Below are 19,453 nucleotides of genomic sequence, written 5' to 3' on the forward strand. Positions count from 1 at the left end.
CCGTGCTCTCGTTCAGGAGACGATAGAAGAGGCGCTGAGCTTTCGTCGCGCCATGACGGCGGTCAGAAATCAAGTCAAGGACTCCTGGTGGTTCGACGTGTGGCAGCCGGACGCCATCGCCAAACGGCCAGCCGAGAGCAAGGCGGAGTGGGTCTTGAAGCCCGGCGGTCGATGGCATGGCTTCGAGGGTCTGGCCGAGAACCATGTGCTGGTGGATCCGATCAAGGTCACGATCCTTAGCCCGGGGTTATCGGCAAACGGTGACATGCAGGAACATGGCATCCCGGCAGCGGTGGTCGTCAAATTCCTGTCGGCGCGCCGCATCGAGATTGAAAAGACCGGGCTCTATTCCTTCCTTGTCCTGTTCTCAATGGGCATAACCAAGGGCAAGTGGAGCACGCTGGTAACCGAGCTCCTCAATTTCAAGGAGCTGTACGATCAGAACGCGCCGCTGAAGAATGTGCTGCCTGCGCTGGTCGACGCGCATCCCGCAGACTACGGCGAAATGGGCCTCAAGGACCTATGTGAGCAGGTGCACAAGGTCTATCGCCAGGACAATCTGCCGAGGGCGCAGCGGGAGATGTACACGACATTGCCGGAGATGGCGATGAAGCCGTGCGATGCCTATGAGAACCTCGTGCGTGGCCGTGTGGAAAGCGTTGAGATCGACGGGCTGATGGGGCGCACGCTCGGGGTGATGGTGGTGCCATATCCGCCGGGCATTCCGCTGATCATGCCTGGCGAACGCCTCACCAAAGCTACCAAGTCGATTCACGACTACCTGCTCTACGCGCGCGATTTCGACACGAAATTCCCCGGTTTCGAAACGGATATTCACGGACTGCGCTTCGAGCCGACGCCGACCGGACGCCGCTACCTGATCGACTGCATAGTGGAGGGGTGACAGATGATCCCGCGTGACGTCAAATCACCGACCACTGCGGTTCCCTTCCACAAACTGCTCAAGATCGTCGCGATTGTCGACGACACCAATCCCCAGACAAAAGTTCTGCTCGACCAGATTGCGGCCGAAGGCTTCGAGATCGAGATTGCCGACAGTCCCGATCGTGACGTCTCGGAGGATGCCTCGGTGGGCGCCTACATCGCATCGATCGACGGGGATCGCCTCGAAGGCGCACGCAGCCTGGGCAGGGCGGTGCGGGGCATCGGGTTCCGTACGCCGCTTTGGGCGCTGGCCGACACAAGGCAACTCGCCGACATGGCGGTGCTCGCCCAGACCGGCGAGGTCGACGGCTATATCTACCTTGGCCAGCAGACCCCTGCCTTCTATGCGAAGCAGGTCGTTGCCAGCCTACTGATGTACGGAAAGACCCTTTTGCCTCCATTTTTCGGGGGGCTGATGGCTTATGACGGGGAGGCCAACATCGCTTTCGACTGCCCCGGCCACCAGGGCGGCCAGTTCTACCGAAAGTCGCCAACCGGTCAGCTGTTCTTCAAACACTTCGGCGAGAACATCTTCCGCAACGATCTGTGCAACGCCGATGTCGATCTCGGAGACCTCCTCATCCACGAAGGTCCGGCGGTCGAGGCACAGCGCTACGCCGCTCGCGTGTTCGGCGCCGACAAGACATACTTCGTCCTGAACGGCACCAGCTCCTCSAACAAGATCGTTGCCAACGCCGTGCTGAAGCGCGGCGACCTGGTACTGTTCGACCGCAACAACCACAAATCGTTGCATCAGGGCGCCCTGGTGCAAGCCGGCGCGATACCGACCTTCCTGCCGACCGCGCGCAACTCGTTCGGCATGATCGGCGCCGTCGACTGGAGTGCCTGGGACGAGGACTATCTGCGCGAGCAAATCCGCAACAATCCGCTGGTCGATGACCCGGAGAGGTACAAGGCCAAGCGGCCGTTCCGCCTCGCCTGCATCCAACTCGCTACCTATGACGGCACCGTCTACAACGTTCGCAAGGTGATGGAGAAAATCGGACACCTCTGCGACTACGTACTGTGGGATGAAGCCTGGATCGGCTACAACGCTTTCCACCCGCTGTTCGAAGACCACAGTCCCATGCGTATCGAGGATCTGGGGCCAGAGATGCCGGGGCTGTTCTCGACCCAGTCCGTCCACAAGCAGGGCGCCGGTTTTTCGCAGGCCTCGCAGATCCACAAGCGCGACGAGCATATCAGCGGCCAGCGTCGGTTCGTCGAGCACAAGCGCTTCAACGAATCGTTCCTGATGAATGCCTCTACCTCGCCCTTCTATCCCTTGTTCGCCTCGCTGGAGGTGAACGCCAAGATGCATGAGGGCAAGGCCGGCGAGATGCTGTGGGACCGCTGCATCGCGCTTGGAGTCGAATGCCGCAAGAAACTGCGCGAATTCAGCCGCTTCTATGAGGAGAATGGAGAGGGTGACGAAGAGAAGTGGTTCTTCGACCCATTCGTGCCGGACAGGGTGACAATCCGCAACTCGGCCTTTTCCCCGGACGTCGAAGACGTGCCCTGGGAAAGCCTGCCGACGGATGTGCTCAAACGGGAGCAGCAGTGCTGGAATTTCCATCCGCAAGCCAAGTGGCACGGCTATTCCGGCTACGTCGACGGCTACGCGATGGTCGATCCCAACAAGCTGGCGCTACTGACCCCCGGGATCAACCGCAAGACCGGCGACTATCTCGACTTCGGCGTTCCCGCGACGGTGGTCGCCAACTATCTGCGCGAGCAGCGGGTCGTGCCGGAGAAGTGCGACCTGAACAGTTTGCTGTTCCTGATGACTCCGGCCGAAGACGAGAGCAAGCTCAACACGCTGATCGCGAAGCTGGTCAAGTTCAAGAACCTGTGGGATCGCGATGCGCCATTGCCCGAGATCCTGCCGACCGTGAGCGCGGCGCACAGCCAGCGCTATGCCGGGTATACGATCCGCAAGATCTGCAAGGAGATGCACGATTTCTACCGTGCGGCGAACGTCAAGGACCTGCAGCGGCAGAGCTTCAGGGCGTCCAGCTTCCCCGAGCTCGCGATGTCTTCCGAGAAGGCATACGAGGCGCTGGTCGCGAACGACGTCGACTACGTCCCGCTGGACGCCATCAAGGGCCGCATCTCGGCCACGCTTGCGCTGATCTACCCGCCAGGCATCGGCGTGGTGGTCCCGGGCGAGCGCTGGGATGAGAAAGCCCGGCCGATGCTCGATTACTTCCTTGCATTCGAGGAGTCGTTCAATCGCTTTCCCGGATTCAATTACGAAGTGCAGGGCGTCTACCAGGAGAGGATCGACGGCCGCATCAAGTTCCACACCTACGTGGTCAAAGAGTGAGGGCCGGATCCACACCGGAGGAGGAGCACCATGCCACAAGAACCGCAGCCGAAACGCATGAATTTGATGCAGCTGACCTTCATCGTGGCGGTCAACATGATGGGCTCCGGCATTATCATGCTGCCAACCAATATGGCAAAGGTCGGTGCGATATCCCTGCTGTCGTGGATTGTCACGGCGCTCGGTTCAATGGCAATCGCGTACGGCTTTGCCCAGGCCGGCCTTTTCAATCAGCGTCCGGGCGGCATGTCGGCATACGCCGAGGATGCATATGGCAAGTCGGGGTACTTCCTCGTCTTCATCCTGTATTTCCTGTCCCTTGCGATCGGAAACGTTGCCATCGGCATATCGGCTGTCGGATACCTGTCGTCGTTCTTGCCCGCGCTTTCGGCGACGCCGGTGGCGACATGTGTCAGCCTGATCTTCCTGCTTTGGCTTACGACAGTTGCCAACTTCGGCGGCCCAAGCATAACCGGGCGTATCGGGTCGATCACGGTTTGGGGCGTCATTATCCCGGTGGGCCTGCTGTCTGTCTTCGGCTGGTTCTGGTTTAGCCCCAGCACTTTCGGCGCGGCCTGGAATCCGCACGGGCTGAGCCTGGGTGGGGGTATGGGCTCCAGCATCGCGCTGACGCTTTGGGCTTTCCTGGGGATGGAATCTGCCGCCCAGAACTCCGCCGCGGTCGAGAACCCAAAACGCGACGTGCCTTTGGCATGCCTGTTCGGAACGCTTGGGGCCGCAGCGATCTACATTTTGTCGACCACTGTGATTCAGGGCATCGTGCCGAACGAGGAACTAGCCAAGTCGACCGGGCCGTTCGGCCTGGCCTATGCGCATATGTTCAACCCGTTCGTGGGATCGATCATCATGGCTCTGGCCGTCATGGCATGTCTGGGCTCGCTGCTCGGCTGGCAATTCACGATCGCCCAGACCGGCAAGGCGGCGGCCGACGAAAGGATGTTCCCAGCATTCTTCACCAAGGTGAACCGCATGGGGGCGCCGGTTACCGGCATGATCGTGATGGCTGTCGTGCAATCGCTGCTCGCACTGATGACGATCTCACCGACACTAAGCGAACAGTTCGCAGCGTTGGTGAACCTGGCGGTCGTCACCAACGTGCTGCCATACATCATAGCGCTATCGGCTCTCGTGATCATGATGAAGTCGGCAGGCGTGTCCGGATCGAAGTACGCATTCAACGTGTTCATCGTGACGGTGGCGATGCTCTACAGCACCTATGCACTCTACGCCTCGGGCCACTCGGCGGTGATGGGCGGCATGCTGGTGACGGCGCTCGCTTTCATCATTTGGGGTTTCCTTGCGCCTCGTTTCAGCGGGCAGGCAGGCACGCCGGCGCGTGCAGCGGCAGCCTGAACTGGGGCATGGCAATGCGCTCGACAGGAGGACAACACATGCAAGCCGCACAGCAGAAAGCCGCTCGCCGGCATGGTATCGGTGCCCTTGGCCTCCTTGCCGTGGGCATCGGCGTTGCCCTTGCGCTCCTTGACGCGATCCCGGCTTCAGCCGCTACCCTCGATCGGGTTCGCCAAGCCGGGAAACTTGTATTCGGCTATCGCGCCGACGCCCGGCCGTTCTCGTTCGACGACGGGGGCAAGCCCACCGGGTATTCGATTACGCTTTGCCAAAACGTGGCAGACGAAGTCAAAACAGAGCTTGGCATTGCCGACCTGAAAGTTGAATGGGTTCCGGTCGCTGTCGAAGATCGCTTTGCTACGCTCGAGCAGGGCAAGATCGATCTCCTATGCGGTGCAGAGGTCACGCTGGAAAGACGGAAGCAGGTGTCGTTTTCCATACCCATCTTTCCCGGTGGCATCGCTGCGATGCTCAGGTCGGATGCTCCGCGGGCGCTGCAGGATGTCCTCGCTGGCCGGCCGGCATCCGGCCCCATCTGGCGTGGTTCGCCGGCGCAGATCCTCGAGGACAAGACCTTCTCGGTCGTTTCCGGCACTACTGGGCAGTCATGGCTTGAGAAGCGGTTGAACGAATTCCAACTGACGGCAGAGGTAGTTCCTGTGGACAGCTACGATGCCGGCACGATGCGAGTGCTGGACCGCACGAGCGACGTGTTCTTCGGGGATCGGTCGATCCTCGTTGAAGCCGCTGCCGGCAACCCGTCAGGTGCCGACTTGATGGTTCTCGACAGGCAGTTCACCTCTCAGCCGATTGCGCTGACGATGGCGCGAAACGACGATGATTTTCGCTTGCTCGTGGATCGATCCCTTAGCCTGCAATTCTCATCAAAGGAGTTTCGCGATCTGTACACGAAATGGTTCGGGGCACCAGATGACGAGGTAACAGCCTTTTTCCGTCAGAGCGCATTGCCAGAATAGTTCTCACGTAGAATATATATTACCACGCTAGATGAGCAGGTGGTGCCTATCGGCACGTCGCCAGCCAAAAAATGAGATAGCGCAGTCAATGCAGCCGCCATCCTGATTGCAGGGCGAGCCTGCGCTCATGACGAGGAGCTTGGGCCTGAGACGCCGCCGGCGCCGATGCCCCAGGATATCGTTGCAACTCCGCAGATTCCTTCAACGTATCTTTTGGGGCTGCCTTTACGACCGACTACGTGTCGCGCGGCATCACCAATTCCAACAGTAGACCGGCAATACAGGGCTACGTTGAACCAAGTGTCGAACTCCCGACTGTCGGACGTGAAGAGCTGGATGTCCGAGGAGTAAGACACCTGCGCATTTCATAGCTTGCAGCGCAGCTGCAGAGCGCAATCCGTGGCCAATCGCCCGCGTGCGATCATTCGCCCCTGCTCACCTGGTGCCGGAGCTCCCGGCAAGGGGCAGGGAACGCTACGGTAACTTACTCCCTGATCCTTGATTGCGACGTCGCCGACGACAATCAATGCTTCAAGCGCCAGTTCTCCTTGGTCCGATGTCAGACACAGCGAGCCGTTCGGGAGAACGAGTGTCCGGTGGCGTGTGCCGTCTCGCGGCGCAGGACTTCATACGTGATCGCGGGCTGGGCCACGCCAGTACCTTGAAGGACGAGGGGCATGAGGACAGTTGGGGTGCATTCGGAGGTAGRCAAGCTGCGGACGGTCATGGTCTGCAAACCTTCTCTCGCTCATCAACGCCTGACGCCGGGGAACTGCCATGATCTGCTTTTCGATGACGTGCTCTGGGTCCACGAGGCCCAGAAGGATCATTTCGACTTCGTGCTCAAAATGCAGCAGCGGGGGATCGAAGTCCTTGAATTGCATGACCTTCTTGCCGAGACCCTGGAGCAGGCCGACGGGCGTCGGTTCGTGCTCGACAGGCTGATCACGCCGAATTCGGTCGGCTTCCAGAACGCTTCGTTTATGCGGCCTTGGCTGGACGAGCTTGAGGCGACGCGACTTGGCAAGCACCTCATCGGCGGGATTACGATCTCCGACCTGCCTGACGGGATCGGCAAGGCGATGATGGTCGAGGCCTTCGGAGGAGTTGAATTCATCCTGCCGCCGATACCCAACACCTTGTTCCAGCGCGACCCGTCGTGCTGGATTTATAACGGCGTCACCTGCAACCCCATGTACTGGCCCGCGCGCAAGCCGGAAACGCTGCTTCAGCGTGCGATCTACAAATTCCATCCGTCGTTCCGAGAGGCTGACTTCAAGATCTGGTGGGGCGACTCCGACGAGTCGTTCGCCAGCGCGTCGATCGAGGGCGGAGACGTCATGCCGATCGGTAACGGCGTCGTCCTCGTCGGCCTGGGCGAACGGACGACCCATGAGGCCGTGGGCCAGTTGGCTCTCGAGCTCTTTCGCAACAAGGCCGCCACGCGCGTCGTCGGGTGCCTCATGCCCAAGAGCCGGGCAGCGATGCATCTCGACACCGTGTTCACGTTCTGCGACCGCGATCTGGTCACGATCTTCGAGGAAGTCGTCAATCAGGTCAGGTGCTTCAGCATACACCCCCTGGACGACGAAGGGCATTTCGAAGTCCGTCGCGACGAGCAGCCGCTTCTCGCGGTCGTACAAGAGGCACTTGGCTTGAAACGGCTCCGCTCCGTGCCGACCGGCGGCAACGCATTTGAGGCCGAACGCGAGCAATGGGACGATGGCAATAATGTCGTCGCCCTCGAGCCTGGGGTGGTCGTTGCATACGACCGTAACACCTACACCAACACGCTTCTGAGAAAGGCCGGCGTGGAAGTCATCACCATCCGGGGCGCCGAGCTTGGACGAGGCCGTGGCGGCGGGCACTGCATGACCTGTCCTGTCTGGCGTGACCCTGTCGACTGAACCGGTCACCACTTCTCAAGGGAGAGAACGCATGAGCTTCAACCTCCGCAACCGCTCGCTGTTGACGGTACAGGACTATACGCCGCGCGAGTTTCAGCATCTGCTCGACCTCGCCCGCGACCTGAAGCGCGCCAAATATGCCCGCACCGAGCAGATGCATCTTCGAGGCAAGGAGATCTGCCTGATCTTCGAGAAGACCTCGACGCGCACGCGCTGCTCTTTCGAGGTCGCCTGCTACGATCAGGGCGCCAACGTCACCTATCTCGATCCGGCCGGCTCCCAGATCGGGCACAAGGAGTCCTTCAAGGACACAGCGCGCGTGTTGGGACGCATGTTCGACGCGATCGAGTATCGGGGATCGGCGCAAAAGGGGGTGGAGGACCTCGCAAGATATGCCGGAGTTCCGGTCTACAACGGGCTGACCGACGAATACCACCCGACTCAGATGCTCGCCGACGTCATGACCATGCGCGAGAATGGCGACAGGCCGATCACCGACATCAAATACGCTTACGTCGGAGACACCCGCTCCAACATGGGGCATTCGCTCATGATTGTCGGATGCCTGATGGGAATGGATGTGCGTATCTGCGGTCCCAAGGAACTCTGGCCGTCCGATGAATACACGAGCATCGCCAAGAAGCTGGCTGAGAAATCCGGCGCGAGATTGACGATCACTGCGGACGTCAAGGCCGCGGTGAAGGACGTGCATTTCATCCATACGGACGTTTGGGTCTCGATGGGCGAGTCCAAGGAGGTCTGGGGCGAGCGTATCAAGCTGCTCAAGCCCTACCAAGTGAACTCTGCCATGATGAAAGCCAGCGGCAACCCGCAGGTGAAGTTCATGCACTGCCTCCCTGCGTTCCACGACACGGAAACCGTCCTTGGCAAGCAAATCGCCGAGAACTACGGCATGGCTGACGGACTCGAGGTTACCAACGACGTGTTCGAGTCGGAAGCCAACGTCGCGTTCGAGCAAGCGGAGAACCGAATGCACACGATCAAGGCACTTCTCGTCGCGACTTTGGGGGACTGACCGAATGCGGGTCGTGATCGCGCTTGGCGGCAACGCGCTTTTGAAACGCGGCGAACCGATGACGGCGGAAGTCCAGCGCAGGAACATCCGTACCGCGGCTATAGCTATGGCGCCGGTTGCCTCCGCACACCAGCTGGTCATCAGCCATGGCAATGGTCCACAGGTTGGCCTGCTCGCATTGCAAGGGGCAGCCTACAAGGCGGACGAGGCCTATCCGCTGGATGTCTTAGGTGCTGAGACGGAAGGCATGATCGGCTACATGATCGAACAGGAGCTCGGCAATCTGCTGCCGTTCGAGGYACCATTCGCCACACTGCTGACCATGGTCGAGGTCGACGGTAACGACCCAGGGTTCAAGAATCCAACCAAGTTTGTCGGCCCTGTCTACGACGAGGCGCAAGCGCAACAGATCAAGGCCGAAAAGGGATGGACGTTCAAGCTCGACGGCACAATGTGGCGCCGCGTCGTCCCATCGCCGCAACCGAAGCGCATCTTCGAGATGCGACCGATACGCTGGCTGCTGGATCAAGGTACGGTCGTCATTTGCGCCGGCGGTGGCGGCATTCCTACGATGTACGCGCCCGATTCCGACCGCAAGCTCGTTGGCGTCGAGGCGGTCATCGACAAGGACCTCTGTACGGAGCTCCTTGCCCGCGAACTTGATGCCGACCTGCTCGTGATGGCGACCGACGCGGAGGCGGTATTCCTGGGGTGGGGCACGCCGCAGGCCAAGGCGATCCACAGGGCCAGTCCTGAAGCAATTTCGGAGCACACGTTCCCCGCCGGCTCGATGGGTCCGAAGGTCGATGCTGCCTGTCAATTTGCGAGGGCGACGGGTCACATGGCAGCCATCGGCGCACTTGCCGACATCGAGGCGATCGTGCGGGGCGAGAAGGGCACAATTATCGGTGGGGGCTTCACGGGCCTTAGCTACCACTAGGCATCTCCCGCCCAACAGATTGGAATTCTTGGTAATGCAAGCCTTGGATCCGACCAAAAGCGAAACCGCCACCGGGCGAGTCGTTTCCGCACCCGAACAGGGCCTGCCACCGCATTCGGAAAGCCGCAAAAGCCTCGGGATAGCGGCGTGCACGGCGATTGTGGTCGGTAACATGGTCGGGTCGGGTTTCTATCTGTCGCCCGCTGCCGTCGCCCCCTATGGCAACCTTGCGATCCTGACCTGGATTGTAATGGGCGCAGGGGCAATCTGTCTGGGGCTGACCTTCGCCAGACTGGCGCGTTTGGCTCCGGCGACGGGCGGACCTTACGCCTATACCCGCCTGGCCTATGGCGACTTTCCCGGCTTTCTCATCGCGTGGGGCTACTGGATATCGATCTGGGCTTCGCTGCCGGTAATCGCCGTCGCCCTTGCTGGGGCTGTGGTCGACCTGTTCCCCATGCTGCGGGGTCGTGGGATGGTCGTCGCCCTTACCTTGGGCGCGATCTGGGTTGTCGTGTTCGTCAACCTGCGAGGGGTAGGCGCCGCCGGCCTCATGTCGCAGGTCACAACCTACGCCAAGCTGGTGCCGTTCGGAGCCGTCGCGGTGGTGGGCCTGCTCTACGTCGACACCTCGCACTTCAGCGAGTTCAATCCGAGYGGCATGCCAATCCTGCAAGCAGGCGCGGCGCTTGCGCCGCTGACAATGTTCGCTTTCCTGGGGCTCGAGTCGGCCACTGTCCCTGCCGGCGATGTCCGCGACCCGGAGCGCACGATTCCCCGCTCAACGGTGCTGGGGATCACAATCGCTGCGACCCTCTATGTGTTAGGAACGATCGTGGTCATGGGCGTCTTGCCGCGGCAGGAACTCGTCCATTCGATCGCTCCGTTCTCCGACGCAGCTCGTGTGATGTGGGGGCGCGCAGGCGCGATCTCGATTGCGATCGCGGTGATCCTGTCGTCGATCGGTGCGCTGAATGGCTGGACCTTGCTGATGGGGCAGGTGCCAATGGCGGCGGCGCGCGACGGGCTGTTCCCACCGCTTTTCGGCAGCCTGTCGTCGCGAAATGTCCCGGCGATCGGAATCGTGGTTTCGGCTGTGTTGGCGACCCTGCTCGTTCTCGTTCAGGCTGCCGGGTCAGGAGGCTTCTCGGCGTTCTACACACTGGTCGTTGGCTTGAGCACGATGGCAGCGGTCATCCCTTACGCCTTCTGCGCCTTGGCAGGCAGCCTTGTCTCGGCACGTGTCAGCGGCGGCGCGCGTATCCCGCGCGTGACCGCCGTCGAACTTGTGGCGTTCGTATTCGCCATGTTCACGCTCTATGGTTGCGGAGCGGAGCCGGTCCTCTATGGCTTGGTCCTGTTGCTGCTCGGTATTCCGGTGTACGTCTGGCAGCGGCGACGCGCCATCACAATGGCCTGATAGAGGCACCAGTCATGCCGATCGGTGGTCCTCTTCTGGAATCGGACAACCCTACGCCGCCAAGCGTTCCAGCGGTGACCTCCCGGCACCAGGACCTTGGGCGGATCACGTTGACCGTGCTGTTCATCGGCGGTCTGCTTGTTACCAGCATCTGGATCATGCGGCCGTTCCTGCCGGCGCTCCTTTGGGCTACGACGCTGGTTCTCGCGACCTGGCCATTGTTGCTTCGCGTGCAGCGCTACGCCGGCAACCGCCGTGGCATTGCGGTATTAGTGATGACCTTGGCGGTGCTGCTGGTTCTTATCGTGCCGCTTTGGGCGGCGGTGAGCACAGTCGTCACCAACATAGATGTAATCGGCGACATGGCGCGCACGCTGCTGTCCCTGCGGGTACCGCCCCCCCCGGATTGGCTGGCCGGAATTCCCGTGGTTGGGGCTCGGGCCGCCGAGGCATGGGGTAGGTTGTCTTCGGCTGGCCTGGATGAACTGGCACCCAAGCTTACTCCCTATGCTGGCGCGCTGACACAGTGGATCGCATCGGCTGCCGGAGGCCTCGGCAGCATGCTCCTGCAATTCCTGCTGACTGCCGCCATCGCGGCGGTAATGTACGCCAAGGGGGAACAGGCGGCGGCTGCGATGATACTCTTCGGCCGACGATTGGCCGGCGATCGTGGAGAGAAGGCCATTTATTTGGCGGGTCAGGCGATTCGCAGTGTGGCGCTGGGGGTCGTTGTGACGGCCTTGGCACAGAGCATCATAGCCGGCATCGGCCTGCGGCTGGTCGGCCTGCCATTCGCGGTGCTGCTCACAGCGCTGATGTTCGTGCTCTGCCTGATACAACTCGGTCCAGGCTTGGTGCTTATCCCGGCAGTAATCTGGATGTACTATTCAGGCAGCACCCTCGGCGCGACCGTTCTGCTGCTCTTCGCAATTGTCTCCATGACGATCGACCAGTTCATTCGACCGATCCTGATCCGGAGAGGGGCCGACTTGCCCTTGCTTCTGATCCTTGCCGGGGTGGTTGGCGGGCTGATTGCGTTCGGCATCCTCGGCATCTTCATAGGCCCTACCGTCCTAGCCGTGGCCTATACCCTGCTGAACGCCTGGATGCAGGAAGATCCGACGCCTGTCGTGGCGAGGCAGTGATACGCCGATAACGCGGCGATGTAGCAAGAAAGCGTCTTCGTCAACAACCTGCACGTCCGCGGCTACAAGGAAGAGGGCACCACGAGTACTCGGTTCGACATGGTGGTATTGAACTGCCTCGACCGCTTCCGTCTGGTGGAGGACGTGATTGATCGATTGCTGGAGCGCGCGCTGCCTACTTCAGGCAGGCAATTCACGCGAAGCTGATCGAGCACAAGCAGTACTTTGACAAGCGCGACGACATGCCGGAGATCAGTGGATGGAAATGGGGCCTGACGGGAAATGCCGGCAGCGAGCGGAGAACCTCGACCGAGGAGGACAACATCTGAGCCGCCGAACGACGGCCAGCAGCTGTGCCTTGTGCTACCGTAACTTACCTTCTGCTTATTGATCGTGGCGGGTGACACCGCGATCAATATAGCGGAGCAAACTGCAGGCTCTTTCAGCGCTCGGCTACAGCGCCAGCATAATCCGGCGACGGCCGCAGCCCCCCCACAAGGCAACGGGTCATGTCGCATTTCCGCCTTTTGAAACAGACCCGACAGATGACCGAGTACTCCTGCGGCGCATCGGCCTTGCAGTCGGTGTTCAGCTATTGGGGCCAGGAGATGGAAGAGGAGGCTCTGATGAGGCTCCTCGGCACTAATCCCGAGGTCGGCACCTTTCCTCAAGATCTGGTTCGTGGCGCTCGCGCGCTGGGTTTCGATGCCGAGATGAAAGAGAACTCTAGTCTCGACGATCTGGAGCGGTTCACGTCCGCCGGTCATCCGGTGATCGCGTTGGGGCAGGTCTGGAGGAGCGAGAAGGACACGCCGGAATCGGCGGCCGACGAGTGGGATTGCGGGCACTACATTGTGGTTCTCTCGGTCGACGCCGACTACGTCTACTTCCAGGACCCGTACATACGGATGGGCAAGGGCTTCGTGCCCAGATCGGCATTCGACGAGCATTGGCATCAGATCATGGGAGGCATCGCGCATGCCAGGTCTGCCGAAATGCATCGCGTCGCAATATTCATAAAGGGAAACGAGTCGGCTATACGCCCAGGCACCGATCAATTCGACTTGTCAAAGCTCGATTTGAGCCAGCTAGGTTCCATAGATCTGATAAGCATCCATTTCCCGCGATATCTGCTGCCGTTCGATTTCCTCGCCGAACTGAAACAGCTGTTCGAGGGCGGGTTGGTTCGCCCGGATGCATTCGCGATTACGAGAAAGGACAGCGAGGGCAGGATATCGGGAATGCAAGGTGGGCGCCTGGAGGACGGCGAGGACGTCGTCGAGGTCAATGCCTTGATCGCAGCGCTTGCAGCCCAAGCGCGCGGCGACACGGCAGAAATCCGGACGAGCGCAAAGGCGGCGGCGCGAGCGGCTGGGGCCGGTGACTTTGGTCTGTCTGCTGACGACCTTCGCCGGCGCGCGGAGCGACTGCGTCCTGGGCATTCCGAAGTCGTCGTTCTGTTGGAGAACCGTTGGGAGTCGCGGTTCAACGATGTGACGCGCCGTCACGGAGGCACGGTTGCCGAACAGAAGATGATCTCTGCCGCTGCCCTCGCGAAAATGGGCGGTTGGATTGTGCCATCAACCGCGTGATCCGGCGGCTCGGGCAGCGGTATTTCCGGTGAGCCGCCAGGAGTTTCGAAATGGAAGGCGCAACTGCCTCACGGCCGTTGCGCCGGCTACTGTAACTTACTTGTCGCCGCTGTGCATCCTGCAGGCGAAGGGGCAAACTAATGCGAGTGTCTGCGAAGTACCAATGAAAGACCCGAGCAACAGGTCAATGCCGCTGACGGCCGCGATGGTCCGGTTCGTTGATGTGGCGGAGTTGATCAAGACCCGCAGCATCTCGGACGAGGTCTTGCGGGATATGTGTGAAGACTACCGGCTGGCTCGCGCGACGCTCACCAGACTGAAGAAAGCGAAGCCAAGGCGGCCGGCAGAGATTTCCGAATACACGACCCTGGTGTCCGAACTCGAAGACGAGATCATCCGCCGCTTGCTGGGTGACGAAGAGCGGCCGACGGTTAACAAGGAGTAGCGGCGATGTCGGATGCCATACATCCTGGGGCGCCTCATCACTTGCCTTCATTCATAACCGCGCCAGGGAGGCAAGCGTGGCTCAGCGAGGTTGCAGGGCGGCAGACAAGGCGTCCATCAATGTTTTTGCCGGACACGGCTTCTCGAGATAGGCTGCGCAGCCTGCAGCCATGGCGGCGTCTTGGGTCGCCTTATGCCCATTGCCGGTGATAAAGATGACCGGGACATCGGAACCTGATCTGCGCTGCTGAAGCGCGAGTTCTATTCCCGAGATGCCGCTAAGATGGATGTCTAGGATGAGGCAGGCCGCATCGCGCAGGTCTGCATACGCTTGAAATTCCTCGGCGGAGGAATACCCGGTAACCTCGAAGCCCTTTGCTCTCAGCAGCCTCGCGATTCCCTTGAGAAAACCGGGATCGTCATCGACGACCAGTATGCGCATGGACCCTATTCATCCAGATTGGACATCCAGAGTAGCTGCTCAACTCGGTTGTCGGGGTTGATCTCGATCCAGAATAGCAAGGCGAACGCGATCGCTGCTATTGTCCAGTCGGACATGTTGGACGCAAATCTTACAGCAAATGCAAAAACGTCAGGCAGGCGACTTCGCGGACGAGCTCAGGTCGGCGTCGGCCTGCTCTGACAGAATTCCCAAGCGTTCGGCGAGCGAGACGAGGTCGGTAATCGTCCGGGCGCCCAGTTTTTCGAATATCCTGTGCCGATGTGCTTTTATCGTCCGTTCGGTAATACCGAGAGCGTAAGCCGTTTGCTTGTTCATGCGCCCCCGCACGATGAAGTCGAACACCTGGCGCTCGCGCGGTGTCAACGTTTCCAGCAGTGCGTGCGCATCTCGCATCCGTTGCTGGTGCTTGGACTCTGTATCGTGCCGCGCGATCGCGCGTCCGATGCTTTCGAGCAAGGCCTGACCCGCCACCGGCTTGGTCAGAAAGTCCTCGGCGCCGGACTTGATCGCCGTGACCGTGGTCGGAATGTCGCCGTGACCCGTGAGGAAGACGATCGGGAACGGCGAACCAATCTCGACCAGTCGCCGCTGCAGGGCAGGCCCGCTCAAGCCGGGCAGGCTGACATCGAGGAGAATGCAGCCAACTTCCGCCCCGGCGCAAACCTGCGCCAGAAACTGGTCTGCGCTGGGGTATTCAACAACCTCGTAGCCGTGCAGGCGCAGCAGCCGCGCGGTTGCATGACGGAACATGCTATCGTCGTCTACAATATGAACTAGGCTGCCCATCGGATTCACATCGCACCGGCATTCGCGAGCAGCGTGATGTAGAACGCCGCGCCGCAATCCTTCTCAGTCAAGAGCGACAACCCACAGCCGGCGCCCAGCTCGCGTTCTCAGCATGAACTTGGTCGCCCAGGGCTTCATCGAAAGGTGCCCATGCCAAAATTGCCATTTGACGTTATCTTAGGCAGAATCGCACTACCTAACTTTGTATTAACGTGAAAAGCATTCTTTCTTTTCGGCGGTGCGTTACCTGGTTGTAACTTGTCCCTAGGGACAATGTCTTGACGGCCACTGATCGCCGGTACAATTCCCATCTCCCCGCTCTAAGTTTAGAGCTTGCTCCCATTCGCGCGAATGTCAACGGTCGAGAGTCGATGAGCAGGTCTCTGCCTTCGTGGAGGGTCGAAATGATTGACGCGGACGAGATGCGCTGCCTGACTACCCCCTCTCCCGCCGCTGCGTTGGACCGCTATGACGGCGCAGCGACTGCTGATCCTGCAACATCGCGCTCCGATGAAATCCACCGCGAGTTGGACCGCGTGATGGATTCCGTTCGGTTCGACGCGTCTGAGCGCAATCGGCGGTTCCTTGCATATGTGGTCGAAGAAGCGCTGGCAGGCAGGGGAGGGCGCATCAAGGCATACAACATCGCGACCGAAGTGTTTGGCCGCGACGTCAACTTCGATCCCCAGCTTGATCCGGTGGTACGGATGGAAGCCCGCCGGTTGCGCAGATCGCTTGAGCGCTTCTATCTCACCTGCGGCGACAACAGCTCGATCAGGATTGCCATGCCGAAAGGCGGCTATGTGCCCGAGTTTCAGACTGCTGCCCTCTGGTCACCGTCAGCTAATGACGCACAGGCGAATGCCCCCAGCGAACCGGCTGGAACGGAGCGCGCGTCGACGATCCTTGTGGCGCCATTTGATGCCGAAGGCGATCAATCTATGTTCCTGCATTTCAATCGCGGATTTGCCGAACAGGTTACAATCGGTCTAGCTCGTTTCCCCGAAATCGCCGTCTTTGAACGGCCTTCGGACGCGCATTACGCATCGGCGGCAGCCGGTGAGCAACGCCGTAATGCGAATGGGGAGTTTGTCCTGAGCGGCAGCACCGCACTCTTCGCCGGCTCTCTCAACGTGAAAGCCGTTCTAGTTCAAGCACGGACCGGGCGGGTGCTCTGGGGGCAGAGCTTCGAACGAGACCTCCAATGCGGGAATGTGCTGAGCATCCGCGACGAGGTGGCGAATTCGCTCGTGCGCGCGTTGGCACAACCCTACGGCGTCATCAGCAGCATAGCCTATGCCGCTGCCCAAGCGAAGGAACCGCGGTCCCTAAGTCCTGTCGAGTGCGTCATCAGGTTTTACGAGTACAAGCGGACCTACCGGAGGGACCTCTTTTCAGGTGCGCGTCAGTGTCTCGAACGAACCGCAATCACCAACCCGGATTATGCGGAGGCGTTCGCCTGCCTGTCTCAACTGTACACCGATGGGCATCGGTTTGGGTTCGCACCCACGGAGTCCCCCTCTGGACTGCGCCGGCAGGCCATAGAGCTTGCGGATAGGGCGGTCCAGCTGGCTCCCGATTCCAGCCGCGGCCATCATGCTCGGGGACTGGCTTATTGGTTTGCTCAGGACGTGCCCGCCAGCCTGAAGGCCATGCAGATGGCCCTCGCCTTCAACCCCAACGCGACAGACATCATGACCGATCTGGGTCTGATCTGGTCCTTGCTGGGTGAATGGGGCAAAGGAGTTCCACTGCTCGAGAAGGCCTCCGCACAACAACTGTCGCGGCTCGGCGCCAACTGCGTGGGATTGTCCCTCTATCATTTCGTGAACGGACGCTACGAAGAGGCGCTGGCCGAAGCGCGTGATGTGGACATGCCGGACGTGACGCATGGCTTTGTGGCCCGAGCGATCTCCCTCGTTCGCCTCGGGCGGAAGGAAGAGGCCGCCCGGGCTGTCCAGAGGATTGTTGAACTCGCTCCTTGTCGTGGCGGCGGCATTCTGGCCGACTTGGCCGGCGTCAACGCCAATCCCGACCTGGCCGACAAGGTCTTGGCAGCATTGCGAGAAGCCGGGCTTTCGACGGAGGTCACACGCCACTGAACCGTGTGACGAGGGCACGGAGCCGCGGCATTCGAACGACATCCTTCCGGCTCGGAGTTCGTCGCCGTCCCGGCGATGAGTCCTTCCCCCGGTCCTTACCCGCTCGCTGGTGGCACATCCACTGCACCTTCGCGACCAGCGCGCCGAACTGGCCCGATGCCGATGGCGCCGATTGCCAGCATCTTACCGGCCACCAATCTCACTTGCTCGGAAACGACAAGGAGGCCCCACGGCTGCCACTGCGAGTCCGGCCGACACGTCGCTGCGCAACCAGCCCAATCGATAGCCTGAGAGGCTCGTAAACACCGGCAACCGAGGAGCCGCAAGAGTCCAGCCAACAATCTCGCGCTCGCGCGGGCTGGCGGTCGCACCTATCCCGCTATCGCCGGACTGCCCCCCGAGACCGGCATCTATGCCAGCATCGCCCCACTGATCGCCTACGCCGTGTTGTCATCGCCCGATGACAGGAGGTCGAGGGTGCCGTACGCAAGCAAGGCCGCCACCACATCTGGTGCCTGAACGAGGCGGACAGCCAGTCTGATCGTAGTCCGCGAAACGGGCTCAGTGCGTCTGCTCGACCCGAACTATGCTGCCGCGCATGCTTTGTTTCACTCTGCGGCCGGGACGGTGCGTGGATCGAGCCGCAGCGACTCGGGCGTGACAGCCCGTTCGGCCGGCAGTGTCCTGAACGCCCCCTTTGCAGCCTGCGATACCGGAGCGCGGCGGCTGATACGCAGGAGAGCATATGCGGCGAGCACTGCGTGAGGGAGGGCCGTTGCGAGGAACAGGCTCTCCGGTCGCATCTTGGTCATCACCGCGGCTCCCAGCATCGGCCCGACAATTGTGCCGAACCCATAGAATAACAGCAGACCGCTCGACACCTTGACGAACTCGTCCGGGCGGGCGTGGTCGTTTGCATGCGCCACTGCGACCGAATAGAGGGTGTAGGCCAGGCCCCCGTAGGCTGCGGTGGTGACAATCACGAGTGCCGCCGATCGTGGCTGGAGTACGAAGATGAGAAGTCCGAATGCGGCCGCTCCGACCGCCGCGCCGGCCAGCACAAAGCGGCGGTCGGTGATGTCGGACAGCCGACCCGCGGGAAACTGGAGAGCGGCACCGGCGAGCACAACTACGCTTGCCATCAGTGCAATACCCGCGTTGCCAATTCCGATGCGGGCACCATAGACGGCTCCGAGCGTCCCCCAGGCTCCGTTGGCAATACCTGTCATGAGGCAGCCGACCAGAGCGATCGGGGAAGTAGCATAAAGACCTTTCAGATCGAGAGTGACATCCTCAAGCGGTTGCGGTGTCACTGCCGATGATACCGCCGTCGGGATCAACGCGAGGCAGAAGAAGATCCCCGCGACCATGAACAATGACGCGTCCCCGATGTTGCCTATGGCGACAATCATCTGGCCGGCCATGATCGAGACATAGGACACGATCATATAGAGGCCGAAGACGCGGCCGCGGTTGTCATTGGTCGCCTTCTCGTTCAACCAACTCTCGATGACCATATAGGCGCCGGCCATGGCGAAGCCTGTGAAGGCGCGCAGAGCGATCCACACATACTGCTCGATTATCAAACCCGTCAGCAGCGCGATGATTGCACCAGCCGCTGCAAAGGTGCCGAACGCACGGACGTGCCCGATCCGACGGACAAGCCTAGGTGCGAAGATGCAGCCGGCGACGAAGCCGCCCGCCCAGGCAGTTCCGAGCAAGCCAAGCGACGCTGTCGAAAAGCCCTCCGCCTGCCCACGCAACGGCAAGAGCAAGCCATGCAACCCTGTCGCTGCAAGCAGGAATCCAGTGCCGCGAAGAAGCGACAGGATCGGGCGGTAGCCGATAGGTAAGAGGTAACCCAGCATCTTCCGATCGGGCTCAACAGACTTGGCACCCACACTAACTGACCGCCGGCCGCCCAAAGTCAACACATGAGCCATACATAAGTGCGCAAAGAGGGCACGTTATTGTCTTATGAGAAGCACGCAGCCTG

At 60.8% G+C, this 19,453-nt stretch carries 15 protein-coding genes and 2 pseudogenes; 14 read left to right on the forward strand and 3 right to left on the reverse strand.

The genetic code is table 11. From position 1 onward, the window contains the following. The 13 genes and pseudogenes from AC1D0I_RS26875 to AC1D0I_RS26935 form a co-directional block, all read left to right on the forward strand. Window positions 1–904: Orn/Lys/Arg family decarboxylase (locus tag AC1D0I_RS26875; protein ID WP_477398906.1), on the forward strand; the 904-nt coding region annotated here is incomplete at its 5' end. A gap of 3 nt (window positions 905–907) precedes the next feature. Continuing rightward, window positions 908–3,271 carry an ornithine decarboxylase gene (gene speC, locus AC1D0I_RS26880; protein ID WP_477398908.1) on the forward strand — a complete coding sequence of 788 codons (2,364 nt, stop codon included), beginning with the start codon at window positions 908–910 and terminating at the stop codon, window positions 3,269–3,271. A gap of 30 nt (window positions 3,272–3,301) precedes the next feature. After that, window positions 3,302–4,645: a putrescine-ornithine antiporter gene (gene potE / locus AC1D0I_RS26885; protein ID WP_477228313.1), complete on the forward strand. Its 1,344-nt coding sequence runs from the start codon at window positions 3,302–3,304 to the stop codon at window positions 4,643–4,645. Between the two features lie 38 nt (window positions 4,646–4,683). Next, the gene (locus tag AC1D0I_RS26890; RefSeq protein ID WP_477398909.1) at window positions 4,684–5,622 is read left to right on the forward strand and encodes an amino acid ABC transporter substrate-binding protein; all 939 of its coding nucleotides are present in this window, start codon (window positions 4,684–4,686) and stop codon (window positions 5,620–5,622) included. A 200-nt stretch (window positions 5,623–5,822) separates the two neighbouring features. Further along, window positions 5,823–5,993, forward strand: a pseudogene (locus tag AC1D0I_RS26895) (TorF family putative porin); the annotation flags it as partial. Between the two features lie 306 nt (window positions 5,994–6,299). Then, on the forward strand, window positions 6,300–7,529 hold the full coding sequence (locus tag AC1D0I_RS26900; RefSeq protein WP_477398911.1) for an arginine deiminase: 1,230 nt from the start codon (window positions 6,300–6,302) through the stop codon (window positions 7,527–7,529). Window positions 7,530–7,560: 31 nt separating this feature from the next. Next, window positions 7,561–8,565: an ornithine carbamoyltransferase gene (locus AC1D0I_RS26905; RefSeq protein ID WP_095081987.1), complete on the forward strand. Its 1,005-nt coding sequence runs from the start codon at window positions 7,561–7,563 to the stop codon at window positions 8,563–8,565. Window positions 8,566–8,569: 4 nt separating this feature from the next. Further along, the gene (gene arcC, locus AC1D0I_RS26910) at window positions 8,570–9,505 is read left to right on the forward strand and encodes a carbamate kinase (RefSeq protein WP_477398913.1); all 936 of its coding nucleotides are present in this window, start codon (window positions 8,570–8,572) and stop codon (window positions 9,503–9,505) included. Window positions 9,506–9,539: 34 nt separating this feature from the next. Further along, window positions 9,540–10,925, forward strand: coding sequence for an amino acid permease (locus tag AC1D0I_RS26915; protein WP_477398914.1), 1,386 nt, complete (start codon window positions 9,540–9,542; stop codon window positions 10,923–10,925). A 74-nt stretch (window positions 10,926–10,999) separates the two neighbouring features. Next, window positions 11,000–12,070, forward strand: a complete 1,071-nt coding sequence (gene ydiK / locus AC1D0I_RS26920) for an AI-2E family transporter YdiK (RefSeq protein WP_477398949.1) — start codon at window positions 11,000–11,002, stop codon at window positions 12,068–12,070. A 45-nt stretch (window positions 12,071–12,115) separates the two neighbouring features. Then, window positions 12,116–12,399, forward strand: a pseudogene (locus AC1D0I_RS26925) (phosphoketolase family protein); the annotation flags it as partial. 180 nt (window positions 12,400–12,579) lie between these two features. Further along, window positions 12,580–13,662 (forward strand): cysteine peptidase family C39 domain-containing protein, encoded by a 1,083-nt coding sequence (locus AC1D0I_RS26930; RefSeq protein WP_477398916.1) that lies wholly within the window; start codon window positions 12,580–12,582, stop codon window positions 13,660–13,662. 163 nt (window positions 13,663–13,825) lie between these two features. Then, on the forward strand, window positions 13,826–14,107 hold the full coding sequence (locus tag AC1D0I_RS26935; protein ID WP_477398918.1) for a hypothetical protein: 282 nt from the start codon (window positions 13,826–13,828) through the stop codon (window positions 14,105–14,107). An 81-nt stretch (window positions 14,108–14,188) separates the two neighbouring features. Here AC1D0I_RS26935 and AC1D0I_RS26940 read toward each other — a convergent pair whose 3' ends face one another. Next, window positions 14,189–14,548 (reverse strand): response regulator transcription factor, encoded by a 360-nt coding sequence (locus AC1D0I_RS26940; protein ID WP_095081975.1) that lies wholly within the window; start codon window positions 14,546–14,548, stop codon window positions 14,189–14,191. A 150-nt stretch (window positions 14,549–14,698) separates the two neighbouring features. Further along, the gene (locus AC1D0I_RS26945; protein ID WP_477398920.1) at window positions 14,699–15,355 is read right to left on the reverse strand and encodes a response regulator transcription factor; all 657 of its coding nucleotides are present in this window, start codon (window positions 15,353–15,355) and stop codon (window positions 14,699–14,701) included. 404 nt (window positions 15,356–15,759) lie between these two features. On the opposite strand from AC1D0I_RS26945, the gene AC1D0I_RS26950 reads away from it, so the two are divergent. Beyond that, on the forward strand, window positions 15,760–17,457 hold the full coding sequence (locus tag AC1D0I_RS26950) for a tetratricopeptide repeat protein (RefSeq protein WP_477398922.1): 1,698 nt from the start codon (window positions 15,760–15,762) through the stop codon (window positions 17,455–17,457). Window positions 17,458–18,065: 608 nt separating this feature from the next. Here AC1D0I_RS26950 and AC1D0I_RS26955 read toward each other — a convergent pair. Next, complete coding sequence (locus AC1D0I_RS26955; protein WP_477228334.1) at window positions 18,066–19,325, reverse strand: MFS transporter; 1,260 nt, start codon at window positions 19,323–19,325, stop codon at window positions 18,066–18,068. Window positions 19,326–19,453: the final 128 nt, after the last annotated feature.

The sequence above is a fragment of the Mesorhizobium sp. P2_D1 genome, from assembly GCF_056404455.1.

Bases quoted from the DNA above. Each gene is read 5' to 3' on its own strand.
- potE (WP_477228313.1), top strand. From the start codon at position 3,302: ATGCCACAAGAACCGCAGCCGAAACGCATGAATTTGATGCAGCTGACC.
- AC1D0I_RS26890 (WP_477398909.1), top strand. From the start codon at position 4,684: ATGCAAGCCGCACAGCAGAAAGCCGCTCGCCGGCATGGTATCGGTGCC.
- AC1D0I_RS26905 (WP_095081987.1), top strand. From the start codon at position 7,561: ATGAGCTTCAACCTCCGCAACCGCTCGCTGTTGACGGTACAGGACTAT.
- AC1D0I_RS26930 (WP_477398916.1), top strand. From the start codon at position 12,580: ATGTCGCATTTCCGCCTTTTGAAACAGACCCGACAGATGACCGAGTAC.
- AC1D0I_RS26935 (WP_477398918.1), top strand. From the start codon at position 13,826: ATGAAAGACCCGAGCAACAGGTCAATGCCGCTGACGGCCGCGATGGTC.
- AC1D0I_RS26940 (WP_095081975.1), bottom strand. From the start codon at position 14,548: ATGCGCATACTGGTCGTCGATGACGATCCCGGTTTTCTCAAGGGAATC.
- AC1D0I_RS26945 (WP_477398920.1), bottom strand. From the start codon at position 15,355: ATGGGCAGCCTAGTTCATATTGTAGACGACGATAGCATGTTCCGTCAT.
- AC1D0I_RS26950 (WP_477398922.1), top strand. From the start codon at position 15,760: ATGATTGACGCGGACGAGATGCGCTGCCTGACTACCCCCTCTCCCGCC.
- AC1D0I_RS26955 (WP_477228334.1), bottom strand. From the start codon at position 19,325: ATGCTGGGTTACCTCTTACCTATCGGCTACCGCCCGATCCTGTCGCTT.